The organism is Flavobacterium sangjuense, from assembly GCF_004797125.1.
GTDB lineage: Bacteria > Bacteroidota > Bacteroidia > Flavobacteriales > Flavobacteriaceae > Flavobacterium > Flavobacterium sangjuense.
Map to the genome: position 1 here is coordinate 1,942,337 of NZ_CP038810.1, position 23,486 is coordinate 1,965,822.

Below are 23,486 nucleotides of genomic sequence, written 5' to 3' on the forward strand. Positions count from 1 at the left end.
AATAGTTTCTTTTTGGATTAACCAATTACTGTGCCACAAGAATTTTTGAACAGATTTTAACCTAATCTTAACTTAGTTAAAGTTGTTATTTGCTTATAAATCAAATGTCTGTAACAAAAAAGAGAGCTAAATGCTCTCTCTCTATTTTATTTCCCTAATTTCTTATTTCGATATTGTTGCAATAATTTTCGGTTGAAGTTTTCTTCAGCTTTTTTGAGTTTCAGAATTTTTACAGGAGAAATAACTCCCTTTAAGCTAGAAACAAATTTCTTTTTTAACTGATACAACTCGTCTTCTGTACTTTCCATTTGAGCCAACATCGTTGTGGCATCTTTTTCAGATAAGTTGTCAAAAGAATCATCATCCATTCTGTTTAAATAACCTTTTAGCTTTTGTTTTTTAATTTCCTGTTGCTTGTCTTCAAAGGCATTGAACAAAGGCCAAAATTTTGTTGCTTCGTCCGGAGTCAATGATAATTCATCAGTTATGAAAGCCACTTTTAGTGCTTTAATTTGTTCTTTCTTTTTGCGTACAAACGATCCGTCCTGAGCAAATGCATTCAGTGAAATGAAAGCTATAAGTAGTGGAAGTATTTTTGAAATTTTCATAGTATTAGTCTATTATGTATTGTTCTAAATTTGAGTTTGAGTTTAAAGCATCTTCGATAGCTGCGTCATCAACATTGAATTCGAGTTTCATTTTATCTAAATCTTCCTGTTCCAATAAATCAACAATTTGTTCTTCAGAAATATTTGATTGATAGGCAATATAATTCTCCAATGTAGCCGAATCAATTTCTTCCTCTTGGGTAGAATATTTAGTATATATTGGAACAGACAGCATCAGAATAAGAATTGCTGCCGCAGCATAATACCAGATTTTTTTAGAACTAAAAATCGAAATGACTTTTGGTTCCTGCTTTGGTAATTGTGCTAAAATTTTCTCTGAAAATGTATCAAAGTAACCATCAGGAGTTCTAAATCCGGAAGTTATTTTGGGTTCATTATCTAGTTTAAAATCTTTCATGGGCGTTTGACAAAAGTAATGTTAAATGGTTTAATTCGTTTTTACAAATTCTTCGATTTTCTTTACAGCGTGATGATACGATGCTTTTAGCGCACCAACCGATGTTCCGAGAATCTCCGACAGTTCTTCATATTTTATTTCCTCGAAATATTTCATTTTAAAAACCAATTGCTGTTTTTCAGGTAGCAGCGCAATCGCTTTTTGCAACTTGACTTGGATTTCATTGCCATCAAAATAAGTATCTGCTTTTAGGTTATCTACAAGTTTGGTCTGCATGGCTTCGCTAGTGGTACCGTTGCGTTTTGCTTTTTGATTGATGAATGTAATCGCCTCGTTGGTTGCTATCCGATACATCCAGGAAAACAATTTGCTTTCTCCTTTGAAATCTTTTAAATACTGAAAGACTTTGATAAATGTATTTTGTAAAACATCATCAGCATCATCGTGATTTAAAACAATATTTCGAATGTGATTATACAACGGTCGTTGATAATTCTGCAAGAGTTTTTGAAACGCAACATTTTGCGTTTTCGGATTTAATAGTTCCTGAATAAAATCCTTTTCGTCTTGCAAAGTGAAAATTTAGCTGATTGGAATAAAGATAACGGAAAAGGTTTAATCTACTAAAAAATTATGGATTTTCCGTTGGAACTGCCATTGGTTCTTCAGATGTAACAGCTTGAGTTGGCAAAGTTTCAAGAGGTTTAGGTAACACTATCGCTTTTGGAAAAACCGGAATATAAATCTCCGTAACCCATTTTGAAGGCTGTTTGATATCGTCAATGGTTTTGACATAAACTTCCGTATAGCTTCCGGCAAAGTTTTCTTTGAAACCATTATCGGCTATGTACTTTTTGGCTTTTGCCCAAGCTTCTTTACTATGAGAATAATCACCGGTCAAAGTAGTTTTCAAACAGGTAAAAGCAACAATTTCTCCAGAAGCTACATCACTTCCGTCGGTAATAGATATTAGTTCTCTAACCGGAATGCAAATAGAAATAGTAGCAAAATCATTGGCTACATCATACCTGTCGTAGTTAACAAATGGTTTTCCAGCCATAGGAATTTTGTTCTTTTTGAAAAAGTGTACCATTCGAGCCATTAGAATTTTAGTGTTTTTACCAACACTTTTAATATGACAGGAAACAGTTTGTTTCAGACAAAAACCTGATGGTCGTTGCACAATCCCATTAACTTTAATGGAATAGGTTTTCATTTCGTAGTGCAATGTTTTATCAAGATTTCGTAGGCTTTTTTCATAAATATCTCCCAAAATTGAAGTTATACCGCCTTCGAAAAAAGTTGTGATTTTGGTCATAATGTCCATTTTCCCTTTACTATGAACCGTTATTTTGGTTCCACCAATAGTATCTTTAAATTTCCAGGAAATGGTGGCTGTTGTTCCGTTGTAATTGGCTTTTTGAGCAAGACTGTCATTTTCTTTTACAAATACTGTTCTAATAGAACCTTCATCTGAACCGTTTTCAAAAGCACATTTTGCTCCTGCACCTATTGTTTTTGCATCATAATTGAATTTGATATTGGAGTCTTTTTGCATCCAGGAACCAAAAGTTTCCCAATTTTTATAATCATTTACGTAATTAAAAACAGTACTTCTTGGTGTTTTGATGATGCTGCTTTTAGTAACTTCAAAATCGCCTTTTTGTGTGGCGACATAAACCGTAATTCCAACTAAGGCTAAAAGGATAAGCAAGAAGATATATTTTAAAATTCTCATGAAACTATGTTTATAAAGTGTCACAAAGTTATGAATTTTATAGTACCAATATTGATTATATTTGTTAGCAATCAAATTTAAATTGATGAAAACTAAAAGTGAACTTCGCGGTATTTTATTCAGACATTTAGACGGAATTGTAACCATTCCTGCTGCGTATTCTTTGCACAAAAAAGGTGTTTTAGATTATATGCTGCAACAGCAAAAAGCATCACTTCAGGAACTTACAACCAAGTTTAATGCTAACGAAGGTTATCTCAATGTGGCACTTCGGGTTTTGGCTTCGCAAGGTTGGCTTGTTCAACATGTTGACAACCAAAAAGATGAAATAACTTTTGCCGTCAATGATAAAAGTGAAACTGCCTTTTCATTGATTCCGATTTACAAAGATGCTTTCAGTTTGATGCAGTTTTCAGAGCATTTCCATCCGCGAAAATTTGAAGTAGAACCGTTTGAAATACTCAATCAGTTGTTTTCAAAATACAAATCAAACTTCGGAATTCAGTTTTCAGATGATGCCAAAATAAGAGCCATCCAGGAGCAGGTTTTATATCATATCGAAGGTGTTTTGGTTGGACCAACAATTGTTATGCTTGGTATGACGGGAATGTTTCATAAGTATTTTATGGAAACGTCTTTCCGTCCGGAAGAGTTTCACAAGAACCCGGAATGCTTTAAAGAAATACTCGACTTCTTGTCACATTTAGATTGGTTTACTAAGAAAAATGACAATTACCAATTTACCGAAACCGGTTTGTTTTATGCCAAAAGAGCCGCTGCTTATGGTGTTACGGTTTCTTATATTCCGACGCTTAGAAAGATGGATGACTTGCTTTTTGGCAACCCTTCAATTCTACGAAATATTGGTGAACACGAAGAGGAATTGCATGTTGACCGAAAAATGAATGTATGGGGAAGCGGAGGAGCGCACGCTGAATATTTTAAAATTGTAGATCAAATAATTATTGAACTGTTCAATCGTCCGATTGCGGAACAACCTATCGGAATTTTGGATATGGGATGTGGTAATGGTGCTTTTTTGGAACATATGTTTGATGTAATTGAACGCCAAACCGCCAGAGGCAGAATGCTCGATGAACATCCGTTGTTTTTGGTTGGTGTCGATTATAACGAAGCTGCAATAAAAGTAACGCGAGCCAATTTAATCAAAGCCGATATTTGGGCAAAAGTAATTTGGGGCGACATCGGAAGGCCACAATTATTAGCGGAAACACTGCAGGAAGATTACAAAATCGATTTGAAAGAATTGCTAAATGTGAGAACCTTTTTAGATCACAACAGAATTTGGGAAACACCAACAACGAAAACACCAAACAGAATAAGTTCTTCAACCGGAGCTTTTGCACATCGTGGACAAAGAATCAGCAATGCTGATGTGGAAGACAACTTATTGGAACATTTAAAAAAATGGTCGCCGTTTGTAGATAAATTTGGGTTGCTGTTGATAGAACTCCACACTATTGCACCCGAACTGAAAGCCAATAATCTTGGAAGAACTGCAGCAACCGCTTATGACGCCACGCATGGTTTCTCTGATCAGTATATTGTAGAGATTGAGGTGTTGCACAAAATTGCTGCCGAAGCCGGATTGTTTTCGGATGAAAATGTATTTACTAAATTTCCAAATTCAGATATAGCAACAGTAAGCGTTAATCTGTTGAAAGGCTAACTTGTCATTCCCGCGAAGGTGGGAATCAATGCTTTGTCACAATCTTAATGACAAATAGCAGCGCGATAAAAAGCAGAAAAGCAATCAGTATTTTATAACTTCCTTTATACACTCTTTGGTGAAGTGCTTTGTCTTTTCCGTAAGCGAAATAAACTGCGATTACAAAACAAACAAAAAAGATTGCGGCGAAAGCCCATTGACCAGTTGTGAACATTTATTTCAAATTTTCAACAAATTTACTCAAATGTATTTGAAAGTTGTAATTTGCATCAACAATAAATTTCACTAAAAAATGCAAAAACAAATCAACGCAGTAAAAGAATTCCACACGGCTTTTGGTCTTGGTGTGAGTCACGAAATGAAAGGTGATTTAGGAGAGTCAAAAAACATGCTTCGCTTCAATCTGATGAAAGAAGAAAACGAAGAATATCTGGAAGCGGTTCAGAATAATGATTTGATAGAAATAGCTGATGCGCTTGGCGATATGTTGTACATACTTTGCGGAACAATTTTAGAACATGGACTACAACACAAAATAGAAGAAGTGTTTGACGAAATTCAACGCTCAAATATGAGTAAACTTGACCACGACGGAAAACCGATTTACCGCGAAGATGGTAAAGTACTCAAAGGACCAAACTATTTCAAACCAAGTTTTGAGGAGATACTAAGATAGTCAAATTATTCTTTAGAGTCCTCACGATACTTGAGTATATGACGTCTTAAAAAACCGCCAAACATCAAAAGGGAAATCCCAATCACAAACCGGTATGGATATAACGACGAAGTAGGTTGTGTGAGCGCAATAATGACCAAAACTAAATTTACTAAAGTTAGTAGCGACAAAAGAATCAAAGTTATTTTTCTCATAAGGAGTAGATTATATGATGGTTAAAGATAATGCTATTTTTATTCTATTGCAACTCATATTCCACTTCATTGTATTCCAAATCGGCAATTTTTGTAAAGTTTAGTCTTTTCAGAAGTTTGATTGCTCCGGTGTTATCCTGGCTTGTTATAGCCCAAATACGTTTTAATCCAATAGTATTTAAACCAAAGTCAATGGCTAATAACATAGCTGAAGTCATATATCCTTTTCCCTTATATTGGGATAATAAAATACAGCCAAGTTCACCTTCTCCTTTGTCAAGTCCACGATAATAACCACAAGTCCCAACTATTTTATTGGTTACATTGTCGACAATGCCCCAATGAATAGAGTTTCCGTCGTTATAATCATTTTTAATTTTGGATTGCATTGTTGCTGCCTCTTCCAATGTTTGAGCCTGAACGCCATCATAAAAAGAAATTTCAATGAGGTCGCCATGATCGGAAGTTGCAATTTCACGCAATATTATTTTGTCGTCGGCAATAATAGGGTAGTTGTCGTAGGGAGGAAGTTTCATTTTAGCTTAGTTATAAAACGCCAAGGATTTTATCCATCACCCAACTGGTATGAGTAGCTGTAGCGCCATTAGAAGGATGATTAAATTCATTTTCAAATAGCTGCCTTTTCATATTTTGCACATGTGGTAGTTGTACGGTTTGAGGATTATCAATATAAACTTCCTCGAGCAGACCATTGCTTTCGAGCAGTAGCGGATTTTCTTCAAAAACTGAGAAGGTGATTTTACCTTTGCTGCCAAAGAGTTCCACAGTATCTTCAGTACGTTCGCAGCCAAAGTTCCAAAATCCGGTTCCTGTTATATTGCTCTCATGAATCCAGCAGGCCGTTACAGCATCTTTAGCCTGGTACAATTGCTGTTGGTTCAAGCTGATACCATAAACAGCCGCAACATCTCCTAATAGATACGTGAATAAATCCAAACCATGACTTGCTAAATCATCAAAATAGCCACCCGGCGCTACTTTTGCATCAGTGCGCCAGTTATAAACTCCCGACAAATCATTGGCATTTGGAGCTTTGCTAAATTTCCAGCTGATATGTCTTAACTCACCAATGGCGTTATTGTCTAACCATGTTTTTACTTGTTGGAATCGGGGTAAAGAACGTCGGTAATAGGCAACAAATAAAGGAATGTTTTTACTTTTAAAAGCCTCATATATCGCAAGGCTATCCTGGTAACAAGGTGCTAAAGGTTTCTCAATGCAACAAGGTTTTCCGGCAGCGGCTACCTGAAGTGCATAGTACTTATGAGAATCGGGTGGCGTAGCAATATAAACTGCATCAATATCGGAATCTGCAATCAATTCTTCCGCAGACAAATAGTATTTGGCAATGTTGTGTCTTTGGGCATAGTCTTTCAGTTTGTCTGTATCTCGTCGCATGACAGCGGCCAATTGAAATCCGTCCACCTGCTTATAGGCAGGACCACTTTTAACTTCGGTTACGTTACCACATCCTATAATACCCCAACGAATGTTGTTAGCATATTCTTTTTTATCTGCCATGTGCTTGTTTTTTGCTAAAGATAAAGATTTAAACAAAAAACACATAAAAAAACTCCGGGTTTCCCCGAAGTTCTATAGTTGTAAAATGTGATTGTACATTACACCTTAACTGTCCAGCCAAAAGTATCTTCGGCTAGTTTGTATTGTACTTTAGTTAGTTTGTCCTTTAATTGTATGGCAAGAGAGTTTTCAATTTTTGGTAATTCATAATAATCTTCCTGATATTGGAAACCTACAATTGGGCTAACCACAGCTGCGGTTCCTGCACCAAAGATTTCTTTTAAACTTCCGTCTTTTGCACCTGCAATTAATTCAGAAACCAATACCGAACGTTCTTCAACTTTAATACCGTCGCGTTTGGCTATAGCAATCAAGCTTTTTCGGGTAACGCCATCCAAAATTCTTTCGCTGGTTGGTGCGGTGTAAATGGTATCGTTAAACCTAAAGAAAACATTCATGGTTCCGGCTTCTTCCAGTTTGGTGTGTGTGGCATCGTCTGTCCAGATGATTTGCTGGAATCCTTTTTCCTGTGCTAGTTTTTGAGGATAAAATTGAGCCGAATAATTCCCGGCTGCTTTTGCTGCACCGATTCCACCATTGGCAGCACGACTATAGTGTTCGGCAATAATCACTTTCACTTCTCCAGAATAATAGGAGCGGGCAGGCGAAAGGATAATCATAAATCTATATTGTGATGACGGTTGCGCAATAACGCCCGAACCAACTGCAATCATAAAAGGTCTGATATACAATGTGTTCCCTAATCCTTTTCTCACCCAGCTTCTTTCCATATCCACGATGGTTTTCAAACCACCAATAAAGATTTCTTCCGGAATTTCGGGCATTGCCATTCTCACCGCCGATTTGTTAAAACGATCCAGATTTTCGTCCGGTCTAAAAAGCCAAACGTCATCGTTTTCATCTTTATAGGCTTTCATTCCTTCAAAAATGGCTTGTCCATAGTGGAACACTTTTGCTGAAGGATCTATTAAGAAAGGTTCGTAAGGTTTGATAACGGGTTTTTCCCATTTACCTTCTTTAAAATCACAAACCAACATATGGTCAGTAAATACATTTCCAAAGGTAAGATTTTCAAAATCGACTTCATTAATTTTTGAGGAATTTGCCTTAACTATATCGATTTCGCTAGTAGTTTTTAACATCATTTAATAATGGATTTAATTCAGAAAACGTTTCATATCATTGACAATTAACATTTTATAATTTGTTTCCCGAAAATTATAGTTGTGTTGTTAGTTTTTTGTAAAACTAATAAAAATATGGTTCTATTTTGCATCCCTAAAAAAAAATGAATACTTTTTTTGAAATGACATTTTTTTCCCTATTTCAGAGATTAATTTCATAATAAAAACTCAAAATAATTGTTAATTTAGTAATTGATTTTTGCCAAACTGTTTATATTCGCAATTCATTAAAATATTACAATTATGAAAAAAGTAAATGTTATCCTGATTATGCTGTTATTATGTGTTGGAACAGCAGTGATGGCGCAGAAAAAAGCCAAATCTTTTGACGATAAAGAGTACGCTTCGTTTGGCGATAAATTCAAAGTATCTAAAATTTATACTAAAGAACAAATGTTGAAAAAGTATAAAACACTTAAAAAGGGTGATACGATTACGGTTCAATTTCAATCAAATATTAAAGCGGTTTGTAAAAAGAAAGGTTGTTGGATGAAAATGAATTTAGCAGGTGATGATGAATCATTTGTAAAATTTAAAGATTATGGTTTCTTCGTTCCATTGAATGCAGATAACAGCGAAGCCATTGTACACGGTAAGGCGTTTGTTGATGTAGAATCGGTTGAATCGCTAAGACATTACGCTAAAGATGGCGGAAAATCTGCAGCAGAAATTGCCAAAATCACTAAACCGGAAGTTACTTATTCGTTTTTGGCGGATGGTGTTTACATCAAAAAATAATTTGAAGCTGAAATAAACTAGCCCCGATTGCAGTGAAAATCCTTTTTGTTTTGTCACCCTGAGCGCAGTCGAAGGGCTTTTTAACAAAACAAAAGATTGCAACGGAAAGCGGGAAATAGCTCCTAAAAGATACTTAAATAACTTCAGTATAAATGAAAAAAATAATTGCAATTGTTTTAGTTTTTAGTTTTTTTTGCTTCGCCAGTTCGCTTATGCTTGTGTCCTGTCAGAAGAAAGAAGCGAAGGTTGAAGAAGAGAAATGTCCTCCGACCAAAGAAAAGAAACTCGAAATGTATCAAATGTCAGAAATGGCCGCTTTGATGGAACAAATGTATGTCGACAACAAGCGATTGAAAGAACGCATTCAAAAAGGCGATACTCTTGGGACATTTCCAAAGCACTTTTTGAAAATTCATACAGCAAAGTTTACTGATGAAACGGATAATGATTTGTTCTTTAAACAAAAAGCAAAAGACTATATAGCGGCGCAACAGTTGATTTATAGTGATCCGAAAAATGCGGAGCAACATTTCAATGCAGGAGTTGATGCCTGCTTAAAATGCCACGAAAGCAAATGTGGCGGACCAATTCCGAGAATCAAGAAATTGTATATCAAATAATTTTGAAACGCGAAATTATCAAAACCAATGATGGTTCAACAACCATTCATTTGCCGGAGTGGAATGAAAGTTATCATTCAAAACACGGCGCCATTCAGGAAGCTTATCATGTATTTATAAAAAATGGGCTAGCTCTTTTCGAAGCAAAGCCCATTTCTGTTTTAGAAATTGGTTTCGGAACTGGCTTAAATTGTTTTATCACGTATTTAGAATCCAAAAAAAGCAATCAAGTTATTGATTATGTTGGAGTAGAAGCTTATCCTGTTGTAACTGATGAAGCCTTGCAAATGAATTACCCAAAGGAGATTAATGCAAATGAATCAACAATTTTTGAACGACTGCATGAATGTCAATGGGAACTACAGTATGTACTTTCGGATAATTTTACACTAACCAAGCGCAAGCAGTTTTTTCAGGATATTCAGGATGTTGCTGCTTTTGATTTGATTTATTTTGATGCCTTTGGTTTCAGGGTGCAGCCTGAGCTTTGGTCAGAAGCAATCTTTGCCGCCATGTTTAAGGCTTTAAAGCCAAATGGTATTTTGGTGACTTACGCTTGCCGGACTTCTATAAAAAACGCAATGTTATCAGCAGGTTTTTCTGTAGAAAAATTGCCAGGTGCTCCAGGCAAAAGAGAGATGTTGCGCGCCACTAAAGCAGTTTGAAATTTTAACATATTTAAAGCGTTAAATTTTAGACAATTTTTAATAAGAGGGAAATAAATTTTTTTACATTTGGGATACCTAAACCCGTTCTTACCCTATTATATTAATTTAATCCAAGTAATTTTCTATGTCTAAATCAATGTTAGACCACACGAAGAATGTGTTGAAAAGAGTCAGTTTTGACGTCTCTCTTTTTTGCAAAGAACTTGAAAAAGCATGTAAAGTCCTGTTACCTTTTGAATTAGAAGAATTGGCTTCATGGCTTTCAAAATTTATTAAGGAAAAACCAGAACTGCAGCATTGTATGTTGCTCATTAACAATAAATAGAACTAAAGGAACTTAAACGGTTCCTTTTTTTATTTAACATTTGTTTAAAAACCTCAAAAGTGTTTTTTACGTAACTTTAAGTGTACTTTTAAACTTTACAGTTATGGGACAGTTAATGTATGATTACACGAAAACTTCGATTGTAAAAGTTAGTAAAAACAAAGAGCTATTTGTGAAAGAATTAGTTAAGGCATCAAAGATACTACTGCCTTACGAAAGAGAAAATCTAATCAATTGGTTATTTTATTTTACTGCTGATAAACCAGAAGCGCAAAAATGGCTTTATGAGATGCTAGATAAAAAGATTTTAGTAAGTTAAAACTTTAAAAAATTGTTAATAAATGCATTTCATCGACTAAAATAGTGTTTTGACGATATTTTTTGGCATATTTTTTTGTACAAGAACTTTTTTTGATATACTTTTACTAAACGTTCTTACAATAAGATAACCCCAAATCTTAACCAAATATGCCTAGAATGATCTATGATTACACAAAATCGGTACTCGAAAGAGTAAGCTTCGATCCTGTTCTTTTCACAAAAGAACTAAAAAAGGCGATTAAAAATTTATTGCCTTACGAGGTTGAACAATTAAAAAAATGGTTGCAATTCTTTACGAATGAGCATCCTGAATTAAAACAATGTTTGTCTGTAGTTAGTTAGCAGAGAGAAAATAAGGAGTTTGTGCAAAAGCTCCTTATTTTTTTTGTAGTGGACTTATGATTTGTACATTCTGAAAGACAATCGCACCTTTTACAACTCCGGCAATAGTGCTTCTCAAAGCATCAATAATGTGAATTTTCAATTCGTTTTTCGGAAAAATTAAACTTACTTCACGTGCAGGTTTTGGTTCTTTAAAATGACGCAATTTGAGCTGGTCTTTTTCTTTTAAATCCAGAGTGTGCAAATAGGGAAGCAGTGTAGTTCCTAAACCTTCATCGGCTAGTTTAATAAGTGTTTCAAAACTTCCGCTTTCAATTTGAAAATGCGCTTTTTCATTGGCAGCTACATTTTTGCACAAATTTAAAATGCCATCTCTAAAACAATGTCCGTCCTGAAGTAACAGGATTTCATCTATATTCAAATCATCAACTTCAATTTCCTGCTTTTGAAAATTGCGATGACCTTCTGGAATATAAGCCACAAAAGGTTCAAAATACAAAACAACTTCTTTTATTTTTTCTTCCTGCAATGGCGTAGCGGCAATCGCGGCGTCTAAATGACCGTTATTGAGTTTTAGTATAATTTCATCGGTATTTAACTCTTCAATGATGAGTTTTACTTTTGGGTATTTTTTGATAAAATTATTGAGAAACATAGGTAGCAATGTCGGCATTATCGTTGGGATTATTCCTAGACGAAATTCACCTCCAATAAATCCTTTTTGCTGATCAACAATATCCTGAATTCTATCTGCTTCGTTAACAATATTTTTGGATTGATTGACAATTTGCTGCCCAATTTCTGTCAACTGAATAGGTTTTTTGGTTCTGTCAAAAATTTGTATGCCCAATTCTTCTTCAATTTTCTGAATCTGCATGCTCAAGGTTGGTTGGGTAACAAAACATTTTTCGGCTGCTAGCGTAAAGTTCTTGTATTCAGCTACTGCCAGAACATATTTTAATTGTGTAATTGTCATTATATAGTAAAATTTGATACAAATATAAAACCTATAAATTAAATTTATAGTTAACGAGTGTTAAAAATATTATAATACGTTTCAAAAGCTATTTTGAATAACTACTTTTGCGATATGAAATTCTTCGCCAGATTAATATTATTCGTATTTGTGACGTTTCTTTCAACGCCAACAGTGGTTACGTTGATTAAGAAGAGTTCAGACACGTCTATATTTTACAGCTTTGCAGAAGAAGAAATCCATAAACAGATAAAAGAAGTTAAGGCTGAAGTAAAACAGCAATTTGATTACCCTTTTTTGGATTTACAAATTAAGAATACTACTATCATTTCTGAGAACTTGTCACGACACGATAATGTGGCTTCAGAAATCTTCTCTCCACCGCCCGAGTTTAGTTAAATAAAATTTCGAGCCATCAATCTTTTTGATGGAAATATTTTTATTAAACTAAATTTTAGGTATGACAAAAAAAATCAATCTTTTTGCAAACCTTAAATCTGACTTTGCATCAGGTTTAGTGGTTTTCTTAGTAGCACTTCCATTATGTTTAGGAATTGCTTTGGCTTCTGGTGCGCCATTATTCGCCGGTATTATTTCGGGAGTTGTTGGCGGACTTGTAGTAGGCTATTTGAGCCAATCCCATATTAGCGTTTCTGGTCCGGCTGCGGGTTTAACAGCTATAGTTTTAACAGCTATAAGCGATTTAGGAACTTTCAATGCGTTTCTTTTGGCAGGTTTAATTGCCGGAGTCATTCAATTGGCGCTTGGTTTTATTAAGGCAGGAAGTATTTCCAATTATTTTCCAACAAATGTTATCGAAGGAATGCTTGCCGGAATTGGGGTGATTATTTTCCTGAAACAAATCCCGCATGCTTTTGGGTATGACCCAGATCACGAAGGTGATTTTGGTTTTTTTCAACCCGATGGAGAAAACACTTTTTCGGAAATATTTCATACGTTGAATCACATACAACCAGGCTCAATAATTATTTGCTTAGTGTCTCTTGCGATTTTAATCGCATGGACTAAAGTTAAGTTTTTAAAAGATCTAAAACTAGTTCCGGCAGCTTTGATTGCGGTTGTAGTTGGTATTCTTTTAAATGAATTTTTTATCCAAACAGGAAGTAGTTTGGCTATAGGAAGCGAACATTTGGTAACATTGCCGGTACCGACTTCTTTTGAAGAATTAGCTAGTATTTTTGTTGCTCCCGATTTTTCTGCGATTACCAATTCTAAAGTTTGGATTGCAGGAATTACCATTGCTGTTGTGGCTTCTATTGAAACTCTTTTGTGTATTGAAGCTGCTGATAGAATGGATGTTCAAAAAAGATATACGGATACCAATATTGAACTGAAAGCACAGGGTGTTGGAAACATTATCAGTTCGCTGCTTGGCGGTTTGCCAATGACATCGGTGGTCGTAAGAACTTCGGCTAATAATAATGCCGGTGCCAAGTCGAAGATGTCAACCATTATTCATGGCGCTTTGCTGCTGGTTAGTGTTTTGTCAATTCCGGCACTTTTGAATAAAATTCCGCTGGCCACTTTGGCTGCTATTTTATTGTTGATAGGGTATAAATTAGCCAATCCAAAAACAATCAAGCATTTCTGGGAAAAAGGAAAATATCAATTTGTTCCTTTTATAGCAACATTTGTTGGTGTGGTTTTTACCGATTTGTTAAAAGGTGTTGCTTTGGGAATTGCAATCAGTATTATTTTTGTTTTAAAAGGCAATTTGAAGCGTGCTTACAATTTCAGAAAAGAAGAATATGCTGATGGCGACGTCATTCATATCGATTTAGCACAGGAAGTTTCGTTTTTGAACAAAGCCGCCATTAAATCAACGCTAATGGCTATTCCGGAGAATTCAAGAGTGATTATCAATGCACATGATACCGTTTATATTGCCCATGATATTTTGGATTTGCTTCGCGAGTTTAAAACTACTCGAGCCAAAGACGAAAATATCAAAGTAAAACTGAAAGGTTTCAAAAAAGCATATCAGCTCGAAAACAGTGAAGAAACTCCTAATAAGGTTAGCATTGAACATTATTATGATGTGATGAAAAGAAAAACCGTTAAGAGAGAGATTATTGACGAAAAATTTAATGATTAAAAAAATAAAATATGAAAACTTTAAATAAAGAAATGCAAGCTTCTATTACACCAAGAAAAGCTTTGGAAATATTAAAAGAAGGAAATACCAGATTTATAAACAACTTAAAAGCACACAGAAATTTACTGGAACAGGTTAATGATACTCGTGATGGACAGTGGCCATTTGCAACAATTTTGAGTTGTATAGACAGTAGAACATCGGCTGAATTAATTTTTGATCAGGGACTAGGTGATATTTTTTCAGTTAGAATTGCAGGAAATATTGTCAACACGGATATTTTAGGCAGCATGGAGTTTGCCTGTAAAGTAGCTGGCTCAAAACTAATTGTGGTACTTGGACACAGTAAATGCGGAGCGGTAAAAGGAGCGTGCGATCATGTGGAAATGGGGAATTTAACAGAATTGTTGTCTAAGATTCAACCGGCAGTTTATCAAGAGATAGAAACCAAGGAAGAACGAAATGCAAGTAACGCAAGTTTTGTTGAAAATGTCGCAGAAATTAATGTGAAACGAAGTGTAAAAAATATTATTGAGCGTAGTTTTGTACTTGAGCAAATGATTGCAAAAGGCGAAATCGGAATTGTTGGCGCTATGCATAATATTGAAACTGGAGAAGTTGTTTTTTATGATGACAGCCAGTATATTAATGATGAAATGAATCCAAATTTCTCTGTTGCCGAATTAAGACATTAAGAAGTTTGATTACTAATCCAAGAACCATCAACTGCATTGTCAATCATTTGTAGTTGGTGGTTTTTATTTGCTATATTTGACATTAAACTTGAAAACATGAGCGATTTTTATAAAAAAATACTAGATAACAATAAGGAATGGGTTGAAAGAACATTGGAGAAAGACCCAAATTATTTCAAAGATTTGGCCAAAGGTCAAACGCCGCCACTATTGTGGATTGGTTGTTCTGACAGCCGTGTTCCTGCAAATGAAATTATCGGAGCCAAGCCGGGAGAAGTTTTTGTACACAGAAATATTGCCAATATGGTTGTCCATTCTGATATGAATATGCTAAGTGTTCTGGATTATGCCGTAAATGTTTTAAAAGTAAAGCATGTAATTGTTTGCGGACATTATGGTTGTGGTGGTGTGAAAGCGGCCATGGGTAACGACTCAATCGGAATTATCGACAACTGGATTCGACATATTAAAGATGTGTACCGTTTGCACGATGCTTATCTGGATTCTATTACCAATGAAGATGAGCGTTTCAATGCTTTTGTTGAAATAAATGCCAAAGAGCAGGTTTTCGATTTGTCCAAAACATCTATCGTTCAAGCGGCATGGAGAAGCGGGCAGGAGCTTACGTTACACGGTTGGGTTTATGGTTTGAATTCGGGATACGTAACCGATTTAAAAGTGAACATTAGTTCCAATAAAGATTTGGATGAAGTTTATCAACTAAAGTTTTAAAAAATCGCCTTCGGGCGATTTTTTATTTATACTGCTTTGGTCAATACTATTCGTCAAATGGACTTGGGTCTCTTTCCTCGTTTTCGTTAAAGGCTGACGGTAATAACTGTGGAATGAATTTTATCAGAATCGGCAATAATAAAGCGCCACCAGGCAAAAGAAAAATAGTTAATGACGGAACCGATTTGCAAATGTCGAGCAGCTGGACTTTGATTTTTTTCTTTTCTTCTTTATCCAATTCTTTATGAGTTGACTTTGCCAACAAGTGCATCAGTTCTTTGCTTTGAGACAATTCTTTTACTAACCTTTTTTTGTTTCTGTTGATTAGGATTTGTACACTTTCGGTAGTGTGGTCATAGAAATTCTTTACCGGATTGGAATTGTTGAAATACGGAATTTCGTTTTTATATTTTACAATAAAATCATTAATAAAATTGATGCTTTCCGTAATAAAAGATTCTGTAACTTCTAGTTTCTCTCCAAGTTTATACAAAAAATAACGCTCTTCATTTTCGACTTTTTCATCGCTCCACAAACTGATTCCGGCCAAATCAACCATATAGAATTTTTCTAAATCGTTGCTCAGATAACTCAAATCCAAGTCATCGATGGTTTTAATTTTTGTATCGGAAAACTTATTATAACGAACAGACGATTCAAAAAGTTTAGCCAACAATTCATCATGAACAGAAATCCCGGTTTTAGATTTCAGCGAAAGCGAAATAATGCTGATAACAATATCTTCAATCCGATTGAAATATTTTTCGGGAAGTGAACCTTTTTCCAGGTATTTCTTGAATGCCAGAACATCCACAAAAAGCAACGCATTCGTAATTACATGAGAGAAGTTTTTGCTAAACAAATCTTCATTGGTCTGCACTCTGTCATGGATAATCTTTTCCAGTTTGCTTGAATCGGAACTGCTTGGTAATATTTTTTGTAAAGGATTAAAACCTTTTGGCGTCAGCAAATTATAAAATGCAACTGCTTCGGTAATGAAATTGTTTTGGTCAATATCTTTTTTGGTCAGACAATACAGTTCATAGAGTGTATTGAGCATACCAATTTTTGAAATTTCTTCAGGAAGCCTACCTTCAAATGAAATGGGATTTGGAACGTCAAAGCTGACGATGTGCCCAAAAATAAAACCTGTAGCTCGAGTTCGGATGTAGAATGCTTCCTCAGAATCCATAATAGGCAATTCTGAAACTTTTTGTTCAATAAAGAACTTGTCTATCCAACCTGGAGCTGATGGGTTAATCATTTAAATACTTTTACAGTGCAAAACTAAATCTTTTTAAACACAGATTTCACAAATTATCACAGATAAAAGCTTTTTGAAATTAAAAAATCTGTGATAATTTGTGAAATCTGTGTTCAATTTTTAAAACGTTCCTCTCGATTTGATGTTTTGTTCACAAAGGGAAATGATTTCTACGATGCGGGCTTTTCTGGTTTCTTCTCTTTTGGCTTGGTTGAGCCAGTACAGATAGCTTTTTCTGTATGATGGACTAAAGGAATTGTAATTATCTAAAGCTTTTTTATTTTTGGCAAAAGCTGCTGCTAAATCTTCGGACATTTCCAAATTTTCTACCCCATCAAGTGTTGACCAGGAACCATTCTGTTTGGCTATTTCAATCTTCTTTAAACCACTTTCGTGCATTAAATCATCAGCAATCAGTTTTTCGATATAGGTTTTGTTAAGTTTGCTCCAAACGCTTTTGTCTTTACGTGGCGTGAACATTTGACGTCTGCGTTCGTCATCTAATTTTTTTACAGTAGAATCAATCCAGCCATAACAAATCGCCACCTGAACAGCTTCTTCCCAACGCATGCTTTGAGCTTCGCTGCTTACTTTATAGAAAACTAAATGAACGCCTTTTGACGAATGATGATTTTCGTGCAACCATTCGCGCCATTCCTGAGCATTTTTGAAGTATAAAAGTTCTTTTTCTTCCAATATAATTATTACTTAATGATAGCAGAACATGCCAATCGCGCACCAGCATTTCCTGTTGGTTGTGTTGTATAGTCATCGGCTTTTTCGTGCACAATTACAGCTTTGCCTATGATGTCTTTGGTTTCATCGCCACAACCAATACACCATTCACTGGTTTTGAACAATACTGTAGCATCGCCATTTGCATTGGCATAAAAGTTATCCATATCGCCTTTGTGGTGTTCGGCATCCGTCCAACGCCCATGTTTTTTATACGTTGGATTCCAATGGCCACCGGTTGAAGTAGCATCAGCAGCAGAGCAATCCGACTTTTCATGAATGTGAATCGCGTGCACTCCGGGTTTTAAGCCGTTGAAATTGGCAGTGAAAGTAACTTCTCCATTTTTCTCTGTGAAAGTACCGTTGCCTCTGACATTGCTGCCACTTTTGGATTCAAAAATGATATTGACTGTTTTGCTTTTATCATTCGAAGAAGAACTTTTACAACCGAAAATCAGCAATCCAATAGCTAAAATTCCTATGACAATTTTTTTCATGAGTAGTTTCTTTTAGAATTATAAAAGTAAACAATTCACTTGTGCAATCCTTTTAAATTTAGGTTAAAGTTTACTTTGTTTTTTCGCCTACAAAATAATCACTCTGAGATTTGAACAATACATTGAATGTAGTCAAGCTGCCATAAATACGGGTAATGTATTGTTGCAATTCTACTTTTTCTATTTCTTCAAGATTGCTGGCGTTTATCTTTTGTTCCATCACACGCAGACGGTCACGAAGCATTACTATTTTGTGAAAGAAAACATCAATCGGTACATCTTTGTGAGCCAAACCGGCTTGACCGGGAACCAATTTCATATTGCCACCTTTCCACTTATCGCCAATGGCAACAGGTTCTCCAAGTCCGTTCCATTTTTTTAGAATAGAAAGTAAACTTTGTTCCACATCATAGAAGCTAATCGTGTCAACTTCGTTTTCTGCTGCTTCGATTACTTCAAATTCGCTATCGAGATCTATGGTTTCTAATCCGCCATCAATAAAGGTTACCCAATATTCTTTAGAAGATACATTCGTTACAACTCCTTTGCCATATTCGGCGTGATTTATTCTGGAACCAATTCCTAGTAGTTTCATGTGTTTATATATTAAGCCACTAAAATAGGAATTTGTTCGAAATAAAAAAACTCTCAAAACTGTAATAAACAAATCGTTTGTGCGTCATACCTCAAACTATTTAACTGCAGCTCCATGAAATGTTTGAACTTACTTCTGATTTTCTTTTTATTGAATAGCACGTTAAGCGTAGCCCAAACGCAAAGAGAAATCTACAATTCAAGTGTCAGAGCCTACGAAGCCAAAGACTATAAAACCTTTTTGCAGCTTACGCAGAAATTAGACAGTCTTCGTTCTTTTCATCCAACCTATACTTATAATTTGGCTTCGGCTTATGCTTTGAATGGTAATTCTGAAAAGGCATTGGCCACATTGAAAAAGTTGGTTTTGATGAATAATACAACCGCTTTTGAGACAGATGATGATTTTAAATTCTTAAGCGAAACAGAAGGTTTTAAAACCGTTGTAGCGCTAAAAAACAGCCAGAATGCTATTGTTTCTAATTCTGAAATTGTAGTCACTTTGAGCGAAAAAGAATTGCATCCTGAAGGATTGACTTACCTGCCAAAATCCAAAACATGGCTGGCATCAAGCATCAGAAAAAGAAAGATTATTGCCTTTGATATCAAAACCGGGCAATGCAAAGATTGGCTTTCAGCAGATAATATGTTGGCTGTTCTGGCATTGAAAGCTGATGCTAAAGAAGAATTTCTTTGGGTTGCTACAGCTGCCTTTCCGGAAATGGAAAACTTTACTAAAGCAATGAATGGTAAAGCTGAGGTTTTAAAAGTAAATATAAAAACCAAACAAATAGCCAATCGATTTGCAGTAGAAGGTAACCATATTTTTGGAGATTTGATTATCGACAATAAAGGCGTTGTCTATGTTTCTGATAGTGGTAAACCTATACTTTACAAAATTGAAAATGATATAATGACCGAGTTTGTTTCGTTTGAAAAAGACGGTCTTAATATGCAGGGATTGGCATTTAACACCCAACAAAGCAAACTCTTTGTGGCCGATTATCTAAAAGGAATTGCAGTCATTGATATACCAACTAAAACAAAAACATGGTTAGCTTTCCCAGAAAGCACATCCGCTAAAGGAATTGATGGCCTGGTGTTTTATAACAACACTTTAATCGCGATTCAAAACGGAGTAAAACCGATTAGAGTCACAGCGTTTAAACTCAATGAGCAACAAAATCAAATCAGTAGTTTTAAAATACTTGACAATAACAGACCAGAATTTGATGAACCGGCATTAGCAACAATCGTTGGAACCAAAGTTTATTTCTTTGCCAACTGTCCATGGAAAGCTTATGATGAAAATGGTGTTTTGGATGTGACTAAAGTTAGTAATCCGATACTTTTTAGTTGTAAACTGAATTAATTATCATGAGAAGTGCTGCAGTCTGTTTTAGTCAATTGAACACCTGAATCAAACTTAACTTTGTTGATATCTTTAAAAAAAGTTCCATCCTGATCCATTTCTCCATAGCCAAGGATTGCTTTATCATCTTTTAACTCAAAGGCAACCTGTCTCTTACTTGTTTTACCTTCTGAGCGAAAAGTATAATCTGCAATAAGAATTTGATCTGTAAGTTTACCTATAATAAATCCATTATTGTTATCCTTTTCCGCAAAGGCAAAATTTAATTTTCCGGTTACGCTGTCTGAATCCGACATATAGTGTAATTGCAATTCAATTTTATCGCCTTTCAAATCATAGGCATAACATTCATTGCTTGATGGGGATTTCATTGGTTTTTCAATAACTTTAGTTGGAGTAACAGTTTCCTTTTTGCAACTTATAAAAAGCATTAAAAAAACAATTGAGAATAAGATTCTTGATTTCATAATATTAATGTTTTAGCGGTCTTTTTTTAATCATACCGCCTTTGGTGTCTTTGACACTGTTCATTACCACAAAAGCAGTTGGCTCAATTTTCTCGATTTCGGTGTTGAGTTTGTTAAGCTCTAATCGGGTGATGACGGTGTAAATAATATCGACTTCTTTGGTTTCACCACGCTTTCCATAGCCACCTTTTCCGCTATAAACGGTTACACCTCTTCCCATATTATTAATAATCATTTGACGCATTTTTTCGCTGCGCGATGAAATTATGGTCACGCCAATATATTCATCAATACCTTCAACAATAAAATCGAGTGTTTTGGATGCGGCCAGATAGGTTATCATCGAATAAAGCGCTACTTCAATACCAAGAAAATAAGCGGCAGCTGCAAAAATAATGACATTAATTACGACGATGATATCGCCAATGGTAGTTCCGAATTTCCGACTGAGATAAATTGCCAGAACTTCAGTGCCGTCAATGACTGCGCCACCACGAACCGAAAGACCAATGCCGGCACCAAGAAAGAAACCACCAAAAACAGCGACCAATAAGTTATCGGTTGTGACATCCGGGAAACTAACAGTTGCCAAACAAACAGAAAGTCCGGTGATGGCTAATGCAGTTTTGATAGCAAACGCCTGCCCCATTATTCGGTAACCCAAAATGACAAAAGGAATATTAACACCAATGATTAAAAGATAGAGTGGAATGGAGGTTAAGGCAGAAACAAGTAGCGAAATTCCGGTAGCACCACCATCAATAAAATGATTGGTTAACAGAAAACCTTTGAACCCGAATGTCGCTGAAAAAATTCCCAATGTGATTAAAAAGAAATCTTTGACATGACGTTTGGCCAGAATTGCAAACTCACGATAGCCTTTAGCCAAAGCATAATTTGAATAATTTGTACTTTTCTTTTTAGGCTTTTTGAGTATGGTTCTGATTATTATTTTCTGCCAAAATGAATTCATAGTATTGTTGTTTTAGAGCATTTAACGCTTGGTCAATATACAACAATTTGCCCGAATTCCAACCCCTTTAACAGGGTTTTTAGAGTGGTTTTGGAGTAACTTCTTTTGTGGAAATGGCAGAAACCTTGTTTTCAGCATTTATCGTTACAAAAAGTTCTCTTTTATAAAGTTTTTTTTCATAATCAATGTTGTAACGAAAATTATATTCACTTGTTTTTTTGTTATAAGAAATCTCAATTATATTGATTCCCAAAAATCTTCCATTTCTTTGATTGATTTTTTGGCAAACGGCGGAAATTTTTTCTTTTGTTGCATTCTTCCGAACCTTATCTGTAGCTTCGTTTGTGCTGAAACCTCTGAATCTTGAGACATTACAGGTTTCCAATAACCTTGTTCCCAAATCATCAGCTCTTTTTTTCTTAAGTATTTCCGCGTCAGTTAGTTTTAGTAAAGTTATATTCTCGGTAGTTGTGTCTTTTTCAACAACCGCTTTTTTACTTTTACACGAAACGATAAGCAACACGCAACAAAACAAAATAATTTTTTTCATCAGATTTTGATTTTATAAAGAAATAGACAATAATGATTTGGTTTTCACAAAATTACAATGTGACTGAAGGGTATTTGTTATAAAATTTCACAGAATCCTTATAAGATTTGCCAATTCTTTCATCGTAATAATTCATTTTACCGTATATGGTTTTCAATATTGAATTTGTATTTTTGGACATCAAATATCTGTCAAATGAAAATCGTTATATCGCCAGCCAAATCGTTGAATTTTGAAAAAGAATTGCCTACAACTACTTTTTCTGAACCTCAGTTTTTAAAACAGGCCACCACTATTCAGAGAACCTTAAAAAAGAAAAAGCCGAAAGCCTTGTCACAGCTTATGGATATTTCTGAAAAACTGGCAGAACTTAACTGGCAGCGTAATCAGGATTGGAGCACACCTTTTACAACGGAAAACGCGCGTCAGGCGGTTTATACTTTTGATGGCGATGTGTATTTGGGTTTGGATGCTTATAGTTTACCATTGGATAAACTAGAAGTGCTTCAGGATAAACTCCGAATCCTTTCAGGATTATATGGTTTGCTAAAGCCGCTCGATTTAATGCAGGCGTATCGGCTAGAAATGGGGACTTCTATACCAATTGGGAAAAATAAAAATCTGTATGAATTCTGGAAAAAAACAATTACCAAAGAATTAAACAGCGAATTGAAAAAAGGCGAATTGTTTATCAACCTGGCAAGCAACGAATATTTTAGTGCTGTTGATACCAAAGCATTGAAAGTTCCGGTAATCACACCAGAATTTAAAGACTACAAAGACGGTAACTTAAAGATGATTAGTTTTTTTGCCAAAAAGGCGAGAGGCATGATGGTTCGCTATATCATTGATACCAATGCGGAAACCATTGACGACCTGAAAGGATTTAATTATGAAGGTTATGCTTTTGATACGAATTTGAGTAAAGGAAATACATTGGTTTTTACGAGGTAGATTCATTCTGAATGTATTGAATAAAGAATAATAAAAAAGCCCCAATTTCTCGGGGCCTTTTTTATTTCATATAATAATACTCTTCGTATTCCATGCTTGTTTCTCGTGTTACTTTGCGTTGGTCGCGAGCCAATTCTCTCATGGCTTCAACGCCTTTCTTAGCGCAACGTTTTATTTTGGTCAATCTTGAGGAAAAGTCCAATAGCTTATTTGCATCTTCCGGACTTAATTTTGTTTTTAATTCATCCACGAAGGAAGTAAACTCTCTAACAACTTCACGATTTTCATCATAATCAGTTTTCAAATCGTCTAACAACTCATCGATTTCTTTGCTTATTTCTTTGCAATGATCTTCACTTTTCTTGTGAAGCTCTTCGATGATTTTCTTTTGATTCTTACCAAAAAGTCCCATAATGTTTGATTTAAAGGTTGATGTTTAAAAACCTGAAAACCAAATTTAGGAAATAGTTTTTAAA

Annotated in this window: 30 protein-coding genes; 13 read left to right on the plus strand and 17 right to left on the minus strand. The window is 35.2% G+C overall.

Going from position 1 to position 23,486, the window contains the following annotated elements; genetic code table 11:
- Nucleotides 1-146: 146 nt before the first annotated feature.
- Genes GS03_RS08430 through GS03_RS08445 form a run of 4 tightly spaced genes read right to left on the minus strand, consistent with a single transcriptional unit; the run spans nt 147 to nt 2,764 of the window.
- Nucleotides 147-608, minus strand: coding sequence for a sensor of ECF-type sigma factor (locus GS03_RS08430; RefSeq protein WP_136152100.1), 462 nt, complete (start codon nt 606-608; stop codon nt 147-149).
- Nucleotides 609-612: 4 nt separating this feature from the next.
- Nucleotides 613-1,026, minus strand: coding sequence for a hypothetical protein (locus GS03_RS08435; protein WP_136152101.1), 414 nt, complete (start codon nt 1,024-1,026; stop codon nt 613-615).
- 30 nt (nt 1,027-1,056) lie between these two features.
- Nucleotides 1,057-1,599: an RNA polymerase sigma factor gene (locus GS03_RS08440; RefSeq protein ID WP_136152102.1), complete on the minus strand. Its 543-nt coding sequence runs from the start codon at nt 1,597-1,599 to the stop codon at nt 1,057-1,059.
- Between the two features lie 58 nt (nt 1,600-1,657).
- Nucleotides 1,658-2,764 (minus strand): GyrI-like domain-containing protein, encoded by a 1,107-nt coding sequence (locus GS03_RS08445; RefSeq protein WP_168710291.1) that lies wholly within the window; start codon nt 2,762-2,764, stop codon nt 1,658-1,660.
- Between the two features lie 85 nt (nt 2,765-2,849).
- On the opposite strand from GS03_RS08445, the gene GS03_RS08450 reads away from it, so the two are divergent.
- Entirely contained in the window at nt 2,850-4,454 is a 1,605-nt protein-coding gene (locus GS03_RS08450; protein ID WP_136152104.1) for a class I SAM-dependent methyltransferase, read from the plus strand.
- Nucleotides 4,455-4,479: 25 nt separating this feature from the next.
- On the opposite strand, the gene GS03_RS08455 is transcribed toward GS03_RS08450, so the two are convergent.
- Nucleotides 4,480-4,668, minus strand: a complete 189-nt coding sequence (locus GS03_RS08455; RefSeq protein ID WP_136152105.1) for a hypothetical protein — start codon at nt 4,666-4,668, stop codon at nt 4,480-4,482.
- Nucleotides 4,669-4,746: 78 nt separating this feature from the next.
- Between GS03_RS08455 and GS03_RS08460 the strand changes: the two genes are divergently transcribed.
- Complete coding sequence (locus tag GS03_RS08460; RefSeq protein WP_136152106.1) at nt 4,747-5,130, plus strand: pyrophosphohydrolase domain-containing protein; 384 nt, start codon at nt 4,747-4,749, stop codon at nt 5,128-5,130.
- Between the two features lie 238 nt (nt 5,131-5,368).
- Here the strand turns inward: GS03_RS08460 and GS03_RS08465 are convergent, their stop codons facing one another.
- The 3 genes from GS03_RS08465 to GS03_RS08475 form a co-directional block, all read right to left on the minus strand.
- Complete coding sequence (locus GS03_RS08465; RefSeq protein WP_136152107.1) at nt 5,369-5,860, minus strand: GNAT family N-acetyltransferase; 492 nt, start codon at nt 5,858-5,860, stop codon at nt 5,369-5,371.
- A 10-nt stretch (nt 5,861-5,870) separates the two neighbouring features.
- The gene (locus tag GS03_RS08470) at nt 5,871-6,866 is read right to left on the minus strand and encodes a Gfo/Idh/MocA family protein (RefSeq protein WP_136152108.1); all 996 of its coding nucleotides are present in this window, start codon (nt 6,864-6,866) and stop codon (nt 5,871-5,873) included.
- A gap of 98 nt (nt 6,867-6,964) precedes the next feature.
- Nucleotides 6,965-8,032 carry a branched-chain amino acid aminotransferase gene (locus GS03_RS08475; protein ID WP_136152109.1) on the minus strand — a complete coding sequence of 356 codons (1,068 nt, stop codon included), beginning with the start codon at nt 8,030-8,032 and terminating at the stop codon, nt 6,965-6,967.
- 282 nt (nt 8,033-8,314) lie between these two features.
- Here GS03_RS08475 and GS03_RS08480 point away from each other — a divergent pair, with 282 nt between their 5' ends.
- The 5 genes from GS03_RS08480 to GS03_RS08505 all read left to right on the plus strand — a co-directional run bounded on the left by GS03_RS08480 (nt 8,315) and on the right by GS03_RS08505 (nt 11,085).
- On the plus strand, nt 8,315-8,809 hold the full coding sequence (locus tag GS03_RS08480) for a DUF4920 domain-containing protein (RefSeq protein WP_136152110.1): 495 nt from the start codon (nt 8,315-8,317) through the stop codon (nt 8,807-8,809).
- A 152-nt stretch (nt 8,810-8,961) separates the two neighbouring features.
- Complete coding sequence (locus GS03_RS08485) at nt 8,962-9,429, plus strand: hypothetical protein (RefSeq protein ID WP_136152111.1); 468 nt, start codon at nt 8,962-8,964, stop codon at nt 9,427-9,429.
- 2 nt (nt 9,430-9,431) lie between these two features.
- Nucleotides 9,432-10,094 (plus strand): tRNA (5-methylaminomethyl-2-thiouridine)(34)-methyltransferase MnmD, encoded by a 663-nt coding sequence (gene mnmD, locus GS03_RS08490; protein WP_136152112.1) that lies wholly within the window; start codon nt 9,432-9,434, stop codon nt 10,092-10,094.
- A 431-nt stretch (nt 10,095-10,525) separates the two neighbouring features.
- Nucleotides 10,526-10,741, plus strand: a complete 216-nt coding sequence (locus GS03_RS08500) for a hypothetical protein (RefSeq protein WP_136152114.1) — start codon at nt 10,526-10,528, stop codon at nt 10,739-10,741.
- Nucleotides 10,742-10,890: 149 nt separating this feature from the next.
- Nucleotides 10,891-11,085, plus strand: a complete 195-nt coding sequence (locus GS03_RS08505; protein WP_136152115.1) for a hypothetical protein — start codon at nt 10,891-10,893, stop codon at nt 11,083-11,085.
- Between the two features lie 34 nt (nt 11,086-11,119).
- Here the strand turns inward: GS03_RS08505 and GS03_RS08510 are convergent, their stop codons facing one another.
- Nucleotides 11,120-12,061: a LysR substrate-binding domain-containing protein gene (locus GS03_RS08510; RefSeq protein WP_136152116.1), complete on the minus strand. Its 942-nt coding sequence runs from the start codon at nt 12,059-12,061 to the stop codon at nt 11,120-11,122.
- 114 nt (nt 12,062-12,175) lie between these two features.
- Here GS03_RS08510 and GS03_RS08515 point away from each other — a divergent pair, with 114 nt between their 5' ends.
- The 4 genes from GS03_RS08515 (at nt 12,176) to can (ending at nt 15,604) form a co-directional block, all read left to right on the plus strand.
- Entirely contained in the window at nt 12,176-12,460 is a 285-nt protein-coding gene (locus GS03_RS08515; protein ID WP_136152117.1) for a hypothetical protein, read from the plus strand.
- A 61-nt stretch (nt 12,461-12,521) separates the two neighbouring features.
- Complete coding sequence (locus tag GS03_RS08520) at nt 12,522-14,177, plus strand: SulP family inorganic anion transporter (RefSeq protein ID WP_136152118.1); 1,656 nt, start codon at nt 12,522-12,524, stop codon at nt 14,175-14,177.
- Nucleotides 14,178-14,188: 11 nt separating this feature from the next.
- Complete coding sequence (locus tag GS03_RS08525; RefSeq protein ID WP_136152119.1) at nt 14,189-14,872, plus strand: carbonic anhydrase family protein; 684 nt, start codon at nt 14,189-14,191, stop codon at nt 14,870-14,872.
- A 96-nt stretch (nt 14,873-14,968) separates the two neighbouring features.
- Nucleotides 14,969-15,604, plus strand: a complete 636-nt coding sequence (gene can / locus GS03_RS08530) for a carbonate dehydratase (RefSeq protein WP_136152120.1) — start codon at nt 14,969-14,971, stop codon at nt 15,602-15,604.
- A gap of 46 nt (nt 15,605-15,650) precedes the next feature.
- On the opposite strand, the gene GS03_RS08535 is transcribed toward can, so the two are convergent.
- The 4 genes from GS03_RS08535 to GS03_RS08550 all read right to left on the minus strand — a co-directional run bounded on the left by GS03_RS08535 (nt 15,651) and on the right by GS03_RS08550 (nt 18,695).
- A complete protein-coding gene (locus GS03_RS08535) occupies nt 15,651-16,868 on the minus strand; it encodes an LETM1-related biofilm-associated protein (protein WP_136152121.1) in 1,218 nt (405 codons plus the stop codon).
- A gap of 120 nt (nt 16,869-16,988) precedes the next feature.
- On the minus strand, nt 16,989-17,564 hold the full coding sequence (locus GS03_RS08540) for a YdeI/OmpD-associated family protein (RefSeq protein WP_210726610.1): 576 nt from the start codon (nt 17,562-17,564) through the stop codon (nt 16,989-16,991).
- Nucleotides 17,565-17,572: 8 nt separating this feature from the next.
- On the minus strand, nt 17,573-18,100 hold the full coding sequence (locus GS03_RS08545) for a superoxide dismutase family protein (RefSeq protein ID WP_136152123.1): 528 nt from the start codon (nt 18,098-18,100) through the stop codon (nt 17,573-17,575).
- 70 nt (nt 18,101-18,170) lie between these two features.
- Complete coding sequence (locus tag GS03_RS08550) at nt 18,171-18,695, minus strand: hypothetical protein (RefSeq protein WP_136152124.1); 525 nt, start codon at nt 18,693-18,695, stop codon at nt 18,171-18,173.
- Nucleotides 18,696-18,809: 114 nt separating this feature from the next.
- On the opposite strand from GS03_RS08550, the gene GS03_RS08555 reads away from it, so the two are divergent.
- Nucleotides 18,810-20,066, plus strand: coding sequence for a TPR end-of-group domain-containing protein (locus GS03_RS08555; RefSeq protein WP_136152125.1), 1,257 nt, complete (start codon nt 18,810-18,812; stop codon nt 20,064-20,066).
- On the opposite strand, the gene GS03_RS08560 is transcribed toward GS03_RS08555, so the two are convergent.
- The 3 genes from GS03_RS08560 to GS03_RS08570 form a co-directional block, all read right to left on the minus strand.
- Entirely contained in the window at nt 20,063-20,533 is a 471-nt protein-coding gene (locus GS03_RS08560; RefSeq protein ID WP_136152126.1) for a hypothetical protein, read from the minus strand. The genes GS03_RS08555 and GS03_RS08560 overlap by 4 nt on opposite strands.
- A 4-nt stretch (nt 20,534-20,537) precedes the next feature.
- Complete coding sequence (locus tag GS03_RS08565) at nt 20,538-21,506, minus strand: YitT family protein (protein WP_136152127.1); 969 nt, start codon at nt 21,504-21,506, stop codon at nt 20,538-20,540.
- A 79-nt stretch (nt 21,507-21,585) separates the two neighbouring features.
- Nucleotides 21,586-22,056 carry a hypothetical protein gene (locus GS03_RS08570; protein ID WP_136152128.1) on the minus strand — a complete coding sequence of 157 codons (471 nt, stop codon included), beginning with the start codon at nt 22,054-22,056 and terminating at the stop codon, nt 21,586-21,588.
- A gap of 195 nt (nt 22,057-22,251) precedes the next feature.
- On the opposite strand from GS03_RS08570, the gene yaaA reads away from it, so the two are divergent.
- The gene (yaaA, locus tag GS03_RS08575) at nt 22,252-23,010 is read left to right on the plus strand and encodes a peroxide stress protein YaaA (protein ID WP_136152129.1); all 759 of its coding nucleotides are present in this window, start codon (nt 22,252-22,254) and stop codon (nt 23,008-23,010) included.
- A gap of 61 nt (nt 23,011-23,071) precedes the next feature.
- Here the strand turns inward: yaaA and GS03_RS08580 are convergent, their stop codons facing one another.
- Entirely contained in the window at nt 23,072-23,422 is a 351-nt protein-coding gene (locus tag GS03_RS08580; protein ID WP_136152130.1) for a hypothetical protein, read from the minus strand.
- Nucleotides 23,423-23,486 lie beyond the last annotated feature (64 nt).